Below are 11,769 nucleotides of genomic sequence, written 5' to 3'. Positions count from 1 at the left end.
GGATGTTCAATGTTTAAATCAATTCCCATGCGTGTTGTCGGGCTGGCCTTGGTGCTGGCCGCCGCTGCCGGTTGTTCGTCGAAGAAGGCCGCCATCTATGAGCATGAGAACTTCGACGATTCCGGGACGTTTTCACGCAGCTACCCGGTGACCGATGCGCAGACCTGCGAAGCCGCCCGTCGGGCGTTGCTCAGCCAGGGTTACATCATCACCAGCAGCGATCCGAAACTGGTCAGTGGACATAAAAGCTTCCAGCAGACCGGTGACACTCACATGGAGATCAGCTTCAGTGTGGTTTGTGCCGAAGATGGTAGCGCCGGGCATCACGCGACCATGTTCGCCAACGCCCTGCAGGACCGTTATGCGCTGAAGAAGACCAACAACTCTGCCAGCCTTGGCGTGGGTGTGTTGGGCTCGGTGTCGATGCCAATCGGCTCGTCCGACGACTCGATGGTCAAGGTCGCCAGCGAAACGGTGTCTTCGTCAAAGTTCTACGATCGCTTCTTTACCCTGGTCGAGTTGTTCCTGCCACCGGAAGCGAAGAAGGCTGCGCACATCACCGAGAAGCCGAAAACGGAGCTGGGCGTACCTGAAGCCAAGGCTGCGCCAGCTCAGTTGGCGCCAACTCCAACACCAGCGGCAGAACCTGCGCCTGCGCCGGCAACCCAACCTGCACCTGCCGAAAGCGCACCTGCCGCGTCGGAACCTGTCGTGCCACCCGCTGAAGCGGCGCCAATTACCCCGGCGGAGAAGACCGAGCCGACGTCGTCCACGGAAACGGTCACGCCATCGGCGGACGCAAGCAGCATGCCGGCGCCGACCGAGCCGATTTCGGCCATGCCTGTCTCTAGCCAGTAATTGACGCCTGATGTTACGGGATCGTGTCAGACGACACCGATCCCGTAATGGCTTTCAAGATTGATCCACGTCAAGCCGAGCCGAATTCCTACGGCTCAAATCGAAAAAATCCTGTGATAAATTCCTGACCGCCTGCTACGTTTTATTCAGTAGCGACATCGTGTCGTGCCAGCGTCATTTTTCTTTCACGCGGGCACTTTATGCTCAGGGCGTTGGTCATTTATTCAGATGTTTTTTCAACAAACGATGGGGGTTAATAATGGACGATTATCAGGAAGAGTTGCTCGAGTACCAAGCGTTTGAACTGGACCCGCTGGAGCCGGCCGAAGATGCTACCGAGCTGTGAGCCGATGCCTTCAGGTTGAAGGCTTGAGCGGATAGTTTTCAGCTTCAGGCGGTTTTTCTATGACTTCGGCGAAATTCGCCGGGAGTCTGGCCATTCCAGCGTTTGAAGGCCCGTTGAAAGGCTTCGGCCGAGGCAAAGCCCAGCAGGTAAGCGATTTCGCCGAACGCCAGTTCGGTGTCGCGGATATACGTCATGGCCAGGTCGCGGCGAGTGTCGTTGAGAATTGCACGAAATTGCGTGCCTTCCTCGGTGAGTTTGCGACGCAAGGTCCAGGTCGGCAGCTTCAGGCGCGCCGCCACTTCTTCCAGGTCGGGTTCCCGGCCACCATTGAGCAACGGCCCCAGTAACTGAGTGATGCGTTCACGCAGGCTGCGGGTGCGTGTCAGTTGCTCCAGCTCCCGTTCACACAGTTGCAACAGGTGCCGCCAGGTGCTTGGGCAGTGTTCCGGGTTGCGCTGGGCGAGGCTGTCAAGGCTCAGGCGCAGTTGATTCTGTTCAGCTCCAAACTGAATCGGACAATCCCCCAGCACGCTATAGGCTTCGCGGTAATCCGGCGCTTGGAATTCGATCTCGATTCGTTCGGCGCGCAGTGGGGCAGGGCTTACGCTGGACAATTGCTGCAACCAGCCGGCGATGATCGAATCCACCACGAAGCGGTTGTAGGCATTGTAGGGGCTGATGGAATAGAACCGCAGCCAGGCACCTTGGGCGTCTTCGTGAAAGCTCGACTGACCGCGATAGTTGGAACCGTACAGCGCTTCGAAGCGAATCAGGCAGCGCGCCGCTTCCCGCACGGTCGGTGCCTGGGCGGCGGTGACCCCGGCCAGCCCCGCCTGGCTCAGGCGACTGAGCTGGCCCATGCGCAAACCCAGTGCCGGGTCGTTGGTCAGTTGAATGGCACCGTGGCCCAGGCGCATGTAGCGCGGGATTGAGAGCCGAGCGCCAGCTTCGGCCAGCCGCGCGGCATCGAGGCCGTACTGTTCGAGCAGCGGTCGGGGGTCCAGGCCATGGCTGCGCACGGCGTCGGCCAGGCTATGAACAAAGCCCACCGACAGATCCCCGAGGCGCATCGGCTGCGGTTTCATCGCTTACAACCAGAGGTTCAGCAAACGCGCGCCACGGGCATCGCCGTCGGCGAAATGCTGCCCGTTGCTGCTGAGGAAGCTTTGACCGGCGCTGCCTTTGTCCCAGAACTGACCGCGCAGGAACACGCTCATTCCGGCGATGGCCTGGCTGCCGGGTGGTTGGGCGATCAGTGTCAGGCGATGCCAGGCCTGACCTTCACTGACCTCGCCGGCCTTGAGGCTGATCGCGCTCGGCGTAGGCAGGCCTTTATAGCCGCGCCACGGTTGATCCCAGGTCCCGCGCCCGGCCACGAACGCCGGGACCGCCACCAGTTGTGCGCCCCGATCGTCGAGTTTGCGATAGTTGTCGGGGTACCAGCTGTCGCTGCCGATCAATACGCCCAAGCGCCCGGCCGGGGTGTCGACGACGTTGATCGTGTACTCGGTATCAGCTTCGAGAGTGTCGTGCTCAGCGAAAATCGGATGCATTTGCCGCTGTGGCTGGCCAATTGGCAAGCCATCGCGACCGAACACCACGCTGCTGTTATACAGCGCGCCATGGCCTATGTTCAGGGTGCCGTCGTTGACGCTCGGCTCGGGCAGCACAATGGACCCCGCCACCAGGGTGATGTGGAATTCTTTCGCCAAACCACCGAACAGCGCCTGGTAGTCCCTGGCCATGCTTTTGGCTTTCATCCGCAAGTGCGCGTCGTCGATACGGCTGGTGCCCCCGGCGCTGATCAGCGCGCGGAGAAACTGCAACGGGTTGCTCACCGCCAGCCAGTTCATGGCTTCCTTGATAGTGGTCGCCTGGTACAGCTCGTCTTTCTCGCCGCTGACCATCAGCCAGGTGCCGATATGTTCAGGCAGTACCACGATGGTTTTGTCATTCAGCAGGCCCTGGTCCCGGGCTTTCTGCAAATAGGCCGCGAGCTTGCGGTGCAAGTGTTCGGGGCTTTGATAGTCGGTGGGGAACAACTCGGGCTGGATGCCCAGCAGGTTGCCTCGATCAGCGGGGGTGCCCTGATCGACGGCGAGATTGATGCGCAAGTCCGAGAGGTAATGACCCACCGGACGATCCGCGGCCCACATGGCATAGGTCGTAAGGGCAGCGATCAACGCCATGGAGAGGGTCAGGTACAAAAGTTTGCGCATGGGAAAGCAGTCGACGACCGTGTGCAGGGTTCACGACTAGGGTAGGGCCCATGCCCGCGCTTGCCAAGGGGCGCTGCGCATTTGGATCAATAAGTTGTCAGTTACGGTCATTGAGTGACAGCAGTGCGACTCTTAGTCTGTCGAACATGACTGACGGGGCCGTAGAGCTCCTGCATTTTTCCGTGATCGCTCGTTGTGGAGTTACCGATGGCCGCCGCTCATTATCCGCACCTGTTGGCCCCGCTGGACTTGGGTTTTACTACCTTGCGCAACCGCACCCTGATGGGCTCGATGCACACTGGCCTTGAGGAAAAGCCCGGTGGTTTTGAGCGCATGGCCGCCTACTTTGCCGAACGTGCCCGTGGCGGTGTGGGCCTGATGGTTACCGGTGGGATTGGTCCGAACGACGAGGGCGGGGTTTACTCCGGCGCGGCCAAACTGACCACCGAGGAAGAAGCGCTCAAACACCGAATCGTCACCCGTGCAGTGCACGAGGCGGGCGGCAAAATCTGCATGCAGATTCTCCATGCCGGGCGTTATGCCTACAGCCCGAAACAGGTGGCCCCGAGTGCGATTCAGGCGCCGATCAATCCGTTCAAGCCTAAAGAGCTGGACGAGGAAGGCATCGAGAAGCAGATCAGCGATTTCGTCACTTGCTCGACCCTGGCGCAAAAAGCCGAATACGACGGCGTCGAGATCATGGGCTCCGAAGGTTATTTCATTAACCAGTTCCTCGCGGCCCACACCAACCACCGCACGGATCGCTGGGGCGGTGCTTACGAAAACCGCATGCGCCTGCCGGTGGAAATCGTCCACCGGGTGCGCGAAGCGGTCGGCCCGAACTTCATCATTATCTTCCGCCTGTCGATGCTCGACCTGGTGGAAGGCGGCAGCAGTTGGGAAGAGATCGTGCAATTGGCCAAGGCCATCGAGCAGGCGGGTGCGACGATTATCAACACCGGCATCGGCTGGCACGAAGCGCGGATTCCGACCATTGCCACCAAAGTGCCGCGTGGGGCGTTCAGCAAGGTCACGGCCAAGTTGCGGGGCTCGGTGAATATACCGTTGATCACCACCAACCGCATCAACACCCCGGAAGTCGCCGAGCAGATCCTGGCTGAAGGCGACGCCGACATGGTGTCCATGGCGCGGCCGTTTCTCGCCGACCCGGACTTCGTCAACAAGGCGGCCGCTGGCCGTGGCGATGAAATCAACACCTGTATCGGTTGCAATCAGGCGTGCCTGGACCACACGTTCGGCGGGAAGTTGACCAGTTGCCTGGTGAACCCGCGGGCCTGCCATGAAACCGAGCTCAATTACCTGCCGGTGCAGCAAATCAAGAAAATCGCCGTGGTCGGCGCCGGTCCTGCCGGGTTGTCCGCCGCGACTGTGGCGGCTGAACGGGGCCATCAGGTGACGTTGTTCGATTCGGCCAGCGAAATCGGCGGCCAGTTCAACATCGCCAAACGCGTGCCGGGCAAGGAAGAGTTCTTCGAAACCCTGCGCTACTTCAATCGCAAGTTGCAGACCACCCACGTCGAGCTGTGCCTGAACACTCGTGTTGACGTGGCACAACTGGTCGAGGGCGGTTACGACGAAATCATTCTGGCCACCGGCATTGCGCCACGGGTGCCGGCGATTCCGGGCGTCGAGCACGCCAAAGTGCTGAGCTACCTGGACGTGATTCTCGAACGTAAACCGGTGGGCAAGTGCATCGCGGTGATCGGCGCCGGCGGTATCGGTTTCGACGTGTCGGAGTTCCTCGTTCACCAGGGCGTGGCCACCAGTCAGGACCGCGAAGCGTTCTGGAAGGAGTGGGGCATTGATACACACCTTGAAGCGCGCGGCGGTGTTGCGGGGATCAAGGCTGAGCCGCATGCGCCGGCCCGTGAAGTGTTCCTGCTGCAACGCAAGACATCCAAGGTCGGCGACGGCCTGGGCAAGACCACTGGCTGGATTCATCGCACAGGTCTTAAGAACAAGCAGGTGCAGATGCTCAACAGCGTCGAGTACCTGAAGATCGACGACGAAGGCCTGCACATCCGTATCGGCGAAACCGGCGAACCGCAGGTGCTGCCGGTGGATAACATCGTGATCTGCGCCGGGCAGGATCCGTTGCGCGAATTGCACGACGGTCTGGTTGCTGCCGGGCAGAACGTGCATTTGATCGGCGGCGCGGACGTAGCGGCGGAGCTGGATGCCAAACGGGCGATCAATCAGGGGTCGCGGTTGGCGGCTGAGTTGTAATACGCAGGTTTAACGTGCCAATGGCCATCGCGAGCAGGCTCGCTCCCACAGGTTTTGTGGTGTTCACGTATTTTGTGACCGACGCAAATCCAATGTGGGAGCGAGCCTGCTCGCGATGGGGTCCTTTGAGCGACTAGAATGCGGGCTCTTTCTGAGCACAATCAGGCGCCAATGCTTTCTCCTCCTGCCAACTGGCTACCCCAAGCCCCCCTCGAACCCCTTCACCTCGACTGGCTCGCCACCGCTGGCATCGACGTCGCGATCCTGCGTCTGGACCAGATCGATCCGCTGATCAGCGGCAACAAGTGGTTCAAGCTCATCGAACACCTGAAAGCCGCCGACCAGACCGGCGCCCGAGGCATCATCAGCCTGGGCGGTGCCCATTCCAACCATCTCCATGCATTGGCCGCAGCGGGCAAACGCCTGGGCTTCATCACCGTGGGCCTGCTGCGCGGGCATCCGCAAGACACCCCGACGGTGAAGGACTTGCAGGCGTTCGGCATGCAGTTGCATTGGTTGGGTTATGGCGGTTATCGAGCGCGGCACGAACCCGGTTTCTGGGCGCCCTGGCGGGAGCAGTATCCCGACCTGCAGCCAGTGCCGGAAGGTGGCGGCGGCTTGAGTGGTGCAAAGGGCTGCATGCAGCTGATGGGGCAGGTCCGCGAGCAACTGAGCGGTCTGGGCTGGAGCAATTACGACGGCTGGTGGCTGGCTTGCGGAACAGGCACGACCCTGGCCGGTCTGGTACTGGCCGAGGAGGGCGAACACCCGGTGTATGGCGCGCTGGCGGTGCCTGACGATCATGGTGTGGCGCAACAGGTCGAATCGATTGTTCGCGAGGCAGGTCTGCAGGACCCGGTTTATGAGCTGTTCGACGCCAGTCGTGGCGGTTTTGCCAAAGTCGATCCGCTGTTACTCGAGTTCATCGAGCAGACCGAACAGGCCAGTGGCATTCTTTTCGAACCGCTGTACACCGGCAAAGCGCTATTGACGCTCAAGCAACGCGTCGAAGCCGGGAAATTTGCCCCAGGCACGCGCCTGATCTTCATCCACACCGGCGGCTTGCAGGGCCGCCGGGGTTTCAATTCACGGCGAGGGGGCCAAGAAACTTGAGCGACGAAAAACCTGTGGGAGCGGGGGGTTGTGCAGGCAGGCCTCGGTCGAGATCAACCGCGCTTGGGCATCATCCGCAGCAGGGTGTTATCGCGCACCACATAGTGGTGATAAAGCCCGGCCACGGCGTGCAACCCGATCAGCCAATAGCCGATGGTCGCGCCGAGCTCATGCCAGCCCTGGAACTGCTTGGCCAGCGTTTTGTTTTCTTCGATCAGCAACGGCAGGTCAACGCCATAGAACATCACCTTATGCCCCTCGGCGCTGGTAGTCAGCCAGCCCAGAATTGGTGTGGTGATCATGAAAATATACAGCGCCCAGTGCATCAACTTGGCAACCGTGGTTTGCCAGTGAGGCGAGGCGGGGAAGATCTGCGGCGCCGGCCCCAGGCTGCGGGCGAACAACCGTAGCCAGACCAGCACAAAAACCGTCAGCCCGAGCATGAAGTGCGCTTCCTTGATCAGCGTTCGGCCGCCGCTGCCTTTGGGAAAGATCCCGCGCAATTCGATACAGGCGTAAACCGCTATTAACAGAACCAGCATTAACCAGTGCAGCGCGATCGATACGGTGCTGTAACGTGATTCGGAATTCTTCCAGGGCATACGGTGTTCCTCACAAGTCTGGTCTGAAGTCACCGTTCTTGTTCGACGGTGTGTCGTCACTGTAATCCTATTTGGCTTATTTTGCCTGAGTTGAATCAAGCTTTTGGTGGTTATTTTTAGTGGTACTGGACTTGAGATGTTGCAGAGAATACATCCCTGGGGTACGTAACAAAAGCATCTGGAAGATTTTGGTGTTGTGTTGTTTTTAATCTCTGTTGTGGCTGTGTATTGGTCATGTTTGGTATAAGGTTGGGTTTTGCGGAATTTTAAAACTTCGTTATTGTTGGGTTGTCGAGTTCATCAGGGTGATGAACTAATAATACTTTGTATCAGTTATATGATGCAGGGGAAGTAAAAAGGGATGACCTATGAGTTCTAATGTTTTCACCTATAATAAAGACCGTTATGGTGCTGTTAAAAAAATGATGGCCAAGCCGCCGATCACTAAACCGAAGCCGGCAGTAAAACCACCGGTAACCAAACCCAAGCCACCGACAACAACACCTGTCAAACCCCCGACTCCCGCGAAACCACCCGTGCCTGTAAAACCTCCGGTCAAGCCTGTAGGGACTAAACCTCCAGTCAAACCGGCCTTGCCCGCAGGCAAGCCGCCAATCAAACCCACCCAGCCTGTTGCCGGTGTGAGGCCGCCGATGCCGTGGCCGACCCTTAACCTGAATGTTGATCCAGTCGCCCTATTTAATCTGTTGAACTCCATTGGGCGTGTCGAGAATGGTGATGGATCGATTTCATTGCCGGATGGAACGCTGATCAGCGCAGACCAGACTATCGTCAAGCGCCCGGACGGAATTCTCCAGCACGTTGACGGCAGGGTAGAGCATCCCGACGGTCGCATTGTTTGGCCGGATGGCACAGTAGAGTTTCCGGATGGCCGTCTCGTTTGGAGCGATGGCACCGAACAGTACCCCGATGGCAGCGTCAAGTATGCAGATGGTTCGGTTTTTGATGCGCAAGGCAATCAGATTAATAAATAGTCGAGTGCTGTAAGGTGAGCGTTTGCAGGAGTCGATAGTTATTGGGTTGAACGCTGTAGTGCTCTAATGGGTGTTTGTAAATGGCTAGCGCCGTAATCTTGTTGTCAAGACTACGGCGCTTTGTCAATAAGTTCGGGCTTACAACGTTTGTGGCATCTCGCCGTTGGCCAGACGTTTGTTGATGTCGGCGATCACTTCGGGCAAGTCGGTGATGGTATCGATCATGTAGTGCGGCCGCGAGCTTTCGAACATGGCGTGAATGCGTTTGCGTTCGCAGGCCAGGTTATCGCTGCTCAGCGCACGATAACCTTCGTAGTCCAGCCCCAGCGCGTTGCCGGAGCAGATCAACGCCACGGTCCACATGCCGGCGCGGCGACCTTCGAGAATCCCCGGCACTGTATCGTCGATTTTTACGCAGGCCGCGACGTCGTCGATGCCCAGGGCGATCACATTGGCCAGCGCCTGTGCCGGCCATGGGCGGCCATTGGGGACTTCATCGGTGGCGACCACGTGATCGGCGATGTAGCCATTGGTGGCAGCCAGCTCCACCACCTTGTCCATGACCTGTTTCGGGTAGCCGGAGCAGGAGCCGATCTTGATCCCTTGTTGGCGCAGGTTGGCGATGGTGTCCAGAGCACCCGGGATCAGTGCCGAGTGTTCGGCGATTTTTTCGATCTGCAGCGGCATGAAGCGTTCGTAGATCGCCGTGACGTCATCGTCGGTCGGCGTACGACCGAATACCTGGCGATAACGCTCGGCGATTTGCGGCTGATCGCACAGGGTGCGGATGTGGTCCCACTTGCCCATGCCCATTGGCCCGCGGGCTTCTTGGATGGAAACCTGGACGTCGAACCCGGCGAAGGCTTCGACAAAAATCTGCGTTGGGGCGAAGGAGCCGAAATCGACCACGGTGCCGGCCCAGTCGAGGATGGCGGCTTGCAGCTTGGTTGGGTTGCTGTAGTTCATGTGAGGTGTCCCTTGTAGGAGCGAGGCTTGCCCGCGAAGAACGATGATTCGGTTTAACTGATGGACCGCGTCGTCTGCATTCGCGGGCAAGCCTCGCTCCTACAGGGGACGGTGACGTCGTTTCAGATGTCCAGGACTTCCATCTCGCGCAGCACCTCGGCCACTGCCGCCACCGCGGCATGCATCTCGGCCTGGTTGACGTGGCCGATGCAGCCGACGCGGAAGGTTTCGGCCTGGGTCAGTTTGCCGGGGTAGAGGATGTAACCCTTGGCCTTGACCCGTTCGTAGAATTCCTTGAACTGATAGCGCGGGTCTTTCGGCGCGTGGAAGGTGACGATGATCGGCGCCTGGATCGCGGTGGGCAGGAAGCTGCGCAGCCCCAGTTTGGCCATGTCATCGAGCAGCACCTGGCAGTTATTGGCGTAGCGCTGGTACCGTGCGGGCAAGCCGCCTTCTTCGTCGTATTGCAGCAACGCTTCGTGCAATGCCGCGACCACATGGGTCGGCGGGGTGAAGCGCCATTGGCCGGTCTTGGCCATATAGGCGTGCTGATCGAACAAGTCCATCGCCAGTGAATGCGAGTTACCGGCGGCATTGGCCAGCGTTTCTTTGCGCGCAAAAACGAAGCCCATCCCCGGCACACCTTCCAGGCATTTGCCCGAGGCGGCGATCAGTGCGTCGAACGGCACCTGTTGAGCGTCGATCGGCAGGGCGCCAAACGAGCTCATGGCGTCGATGATCAGGTGTTTGCCGTGTTGCGCGATCACGTGGGCGATGTCCGCCAGTGGGTTGAGGATGCCGGTGCTGGTTTCGCAGTGAATCAGCGCAACGTGGGTGATGCTGGCGTCGGCCCGCAGCAGGCGGTCGACGTCGGCGGCACTGGAGGGTTCGTCTTCGGCGGTTTCGAAGGTGCTGAACGAACGGCCGAGCACTTCGCAAATGTTCGCCAGGCGTTTGCCGTAGGCGCCGTTGATCAGTACCAGAACTTTACCGTCGCGAGGCACCAGCGTGCCGATGGCCGCCTCGACCGCGAATGTGCCGCTGCCTTGCAGAGGCACGCAGTGATGGCTGTCGGCACCGTTGACGATCGCCAGTAATTGTTCGCAGAGGCTGGCGGTCAATTGGTTGAAGCGGTCATCCCATGAGCCCCAGTCGACCATCATTGCCTGACGGGTGCGGCGCGATGTGGTCAATGGGCCGGGGGTGAGCAGGGTGGGCTCGGCAGTACTCATTCTTGTGTCCTTGCAAAAGCTCAGTGGGATGAAGCTACGGGACATAAATTGCAATTCGGTGAGCTATCAATCAAATTGTTTGTTGTTATGCCAGTCATCAGTGAGGGTTATTCATGAATCTGTTCCAGCTGCGCGCCTTCGACGCCGTGGCCCGGGAAGGCAGCTTTACCCGCGCCGCCGCGCGGCTGTTCATCAGCCAACCGGCCGTCACCGGGCACATCAAGGCGCTGGAGGAGCACTACCAGATCACCTTGTTGCGACGCACCGCGCGGCGCGTCGAGCTGACGGAAGAGGGCACCAAGCTGGCGGCAATCACCCGGGCGATGTTCGGTCTGGCCGAAGAGGCGCAGGTGATGCTGGAGGCCAACCGGCAGCTGCTGACCGGGCGCCTGGAGGTGGCGGCGGACGGGCCGCACATGGTCATGCCGATGCTCGCCAGCCTGCGCGCGCGTTATCCGGGGATCACCGTCAACCTGCGGTTGGGCAATGCTCAGGAAACATTGGCGGCGTTGTTGTCGGAGCATGCCGACGTAGCGGTACTGACCGAGGTCGAGCCGCGCAAGGGGCTGCATTTGCAAGCGTTGAGCGAGTCGAGGATTTGCGCGCTGGTGCCCGCTGGTCATCCGTGGGCGCTGAAGTCGAAAGGGGTGCAGCTCAAGGATCTGGACCAGGTGATCATGGTGTTGCGCGAGCCGGGTTCGATTACCCGACGCACGTTCGACAAGGCGTGCGTTCAGGCCAAGGTCAATCCACGGGTGCTGCTGGAGCTGGACAGTCGAGAGGCCGTGACTGAGGCCGTGGCCGCAGAGTTGGGCGTGGGGGTGGTGGCGTCGGTGGAAGTCAGCCACGACCCGCGAGTGGCGGCGGTGCCGATTATTGGCGAGGGGCTGGTCAATCGGCACATGATTGGGTGCATGGAGCGGCGGCGGGATTTGCGCTTGATACAGGCGTTTTTTGAGTTGACGCCAAATCTGAATTGATCGTGGACCCCCTGTAGGAGCTGCCGAAGGCTGCGATCTTTTGATCTTCGCATTTGAAAGCAAAATCAAAAGATCGCAGCCTTCCAGACTGTGTGAAAACCTAGCCATTTGCGCAACGATTCAAGAAAATGCCCCGTATTGAAAGATACGGGGCATTTTTGCTGTGGCGTATATCCAAGGTGAACCACGAAACCAGACCAGCCTATTCCCG

Annotated in this window: 10 protein-coding genes; 5 read left to right on the top strand and 5 right to left on the bottom strand. The window is 59.5% G+C overall.

Annotation, left to right across the window (positions count from 1 at the left end):
• Positions 1-9 precede the first annotated feature (9 nt).
• On the top strand, positions 10-858 hold the full coding sequence (locus KGB14_RS18000) for a DUF2242 domain-containing protein (protein ID WP_223488093.1): 849 nt from the start codon (positions 10-12) through the stop codon (positions 856-858).
• A gap of 390 nt (positions 859-1,248) precedes the next feature.
• Here the strand turns inward: KGB14_RS18000 and KGB14_RS17995 are convergent, their stop codons facing one another.
• Together KGB14_RS17995 and KGB14_RS17990 are read right to left on the bottom strand one after the other, a co-directional pair.
• Positions 1,249-2,289: an AraC family transcriptional regulator gene (locus tag KGB14_RS17995; RefSeq protein WP_223488092.1), complete on the bottom strand. Its 1,041-nt coding sequence runs from the start codon at positions 2,287-2,289 to the stop codon at positions 1,249-1,251.
• A 3-nt stretch (positions 2,290-2,292) separates the two neighbouring features.
• Positions 2,293-3,423 (bottom strand): carbon-nitrogen hydrolase family protein, encoded by a 1,131-nt coding sequence (locus KGB14_RS17990; protein WP_223488091.1) that lies wholly within the window; start codon positions 3,421-3,423, stop codon positions 2,293-2,295.
• A gap of 207 nt (positions 3,424-3,630) precedes the next feature.
• Between KGB14_RS17990 and KGB14_RS17985 the strand changes: the two genes are divergently transcribed.
• A complete protein-coding gene (locus KGB14_RS17985; protein WP_223488090.1) occupies positions 3,631-5,670 on the top strand; it encodes an FAD-dependent oxidoreductase in 2,040 nt (679 codons plus the stop codon).
• Between the two features lie 171 nt (positions 5,671-5,841).
• On the top strand, positions 5,842-6,783 hold the full coding sequence (locus KGB14_RS17980; protein ID WP_223488089.1) for a 1-aminocyclopropane-1-carboxylate deaminase/D-cysteine desulfhydrase: 942 nt from the start codon (positions 5,842-5,844) through the stop codon (positions 6,781-6,783).
• 53 nt (positions 6,784-6,836) lie between these two features.
• On the opposite strand, the gene KGB14_RS17975 is transcribed toward KGB14_RS17980, so the two are convergent.
• On the bottom strand, positions 6,837-7,385 hold the full coding sequence (locus KGB14_RS17975) for a cytochrome b (RefSeq protein ID WP_223488088.1): 549 nt from the start codon (positions 7,383-7,385) through the stop codon (positions 6,837-6,839).
• A gap of 368 nt (positions 7,386-7,753) precedes the next feature.
• On the opposite strand from KGB14_RS17975, the gene KGB14_RS17970 reads away from it, so the two are divergent.
• The gene (locus tag KGB14_RS17970) at positions 7,754-8,380 is read left to right on the top strand and encodes a hypothetical protein (protein WP_223488087.1); all 627 of its coding nucleotides are present in this window, start codon (positions 7,754-7,756) and stop codon (positions 8,378-8,380) included.
• A gap of 138 nt (positions 8,381-8,518) precedes the next feature.
• Here KGB14_RS17970 and phnX read toward each other — a convergent pair whose 3' ends face one another.
• Entirely contained in the window at positions 8,519-9,346 is an 828-nt protein-coding gene (gene phnX, locus KGB14_RS17965; protein ID WP_223488086.1) for a phosphonoacetaldehyde hydrolase, read from the bottom strand.
• A gap of 122 nt (positions 9,347-9,468) precedes the next feature.
• On the bottom strand, positions 9,469-10,578 hold the full coding sequence (locus KGB14_RS17960) for a 2-aminoethylphosphonate--pyruvate transaminase (RefSeq protein WP_223488085.1): 1,110 nt from the start codon (positions 10,576-10,578) through the stop codon (positions 9,469-9,471).
• Between the two features lie 113 nt (positions 10,579-10,691).
• Between KGB14_RS17960 and KGB14_RS17955 the strand changes: the two genes are divergently transcribed.
• On the top strand, positions 10,692-11,558 hold the full coding sequence (locus KGB14_RS17955; protein WP_223488084.1) for a LysR substrate-binding domain-containing protein: 867 nt from the start codon (positions 10,692-10,694) through the stop codon (positions 11,556-11,558).
• Positions 11,559-11,769 lie beyond the last annotated feature (211 nt).

Origin of the sequence: Pseudomonas sp. A-RE-19 (assembly GCF_019956555.1) — a bacterium.
GTDB lineage: Bacteria > Pseudomonadota > Gammaproteobacteria > Pseudomonadales > Pseudomonadaceae > Aquipseudomonas.
Note: the sequence above shows the minus strand (reverse complement) of the source record. Positions and strands in the feature narration are given on the sequence as shown.

Excerpts from the sequence above, each read along its gene's own strand:
- KGB14_RS18000 (WP_223488093.1), top strand. The coding sequence starts at position 10 with ATGTTTAAATCAATTCCCATGCGTGTTGTCGGGCTGGCCTTGGTGCTG.
- KGB14_RS17995 (WP_223488092.1), bottom strand. The coding sequence starts at position 2,289 with ATGAAACCGCAGCCGATGCGCCTCGGGGATCTGTCGGTGGGCTTTGTT.
- KGB14_RS17990 (WP_223488091.1), bottom strand. The coding sequence starts at position 3,423 with ATGCGCAAACTTTTGTACCTGACCCTCTCCATGGCGTTGATCGCTGCC.
- KGB14_RS17985 (WP_223488090.1), top strand. The coding sequence starts at position 3,631 with ATGGCCGCCGCTCATTATCCGCACCTGTTGGCCCCGCTGGACTTGGGT.
- KGB14_RS17980 (WP_223488089.1), top strand. The coding sequence starts at position 5,842 with ATGCTTTCTCCTCCTGCCAACTGGCTACCCCAAGCCCCCCTCGAACCC.
- KGB14_RS17975 (WP_223488088.1), bottom strand. The coding sequence starts at position 7,385 with ATGCCCTGGAAGAATTCCGAATCACGTTACAGCACCGTATCGATCGCG.
- KGB14_RS17970 (WP_223488087.1), top strand. The coding sequence starts at position 7,754 with ATGAGTTCTAATGTTTTCACCTATAATAAAGACCGTTATGGTGCTGTT.
- phnX (WP_223488086.1), bottom strand. The coding sequence starts at position 9,346 with ATGAACTACAGCAACCCAACCAAGCTGCAAGCCGCCATCCTCGACTGG.
- KGB14_RS17960 (WP_223488085.1), bottom strand. The coding sequence starts at position 10,578 with ATGAGTACTGCCGAGCCCACCCTGCTCACCCCCGGCCCATTGACCACA.
- KGB14_RS17955 (WP_223488084.1), top strand. The coding sequence starts at position 10,692 with ATGAATCTGTTCCAGCTGCGCGCCTTCGACGCCGTGGCCCGGGAAGGC.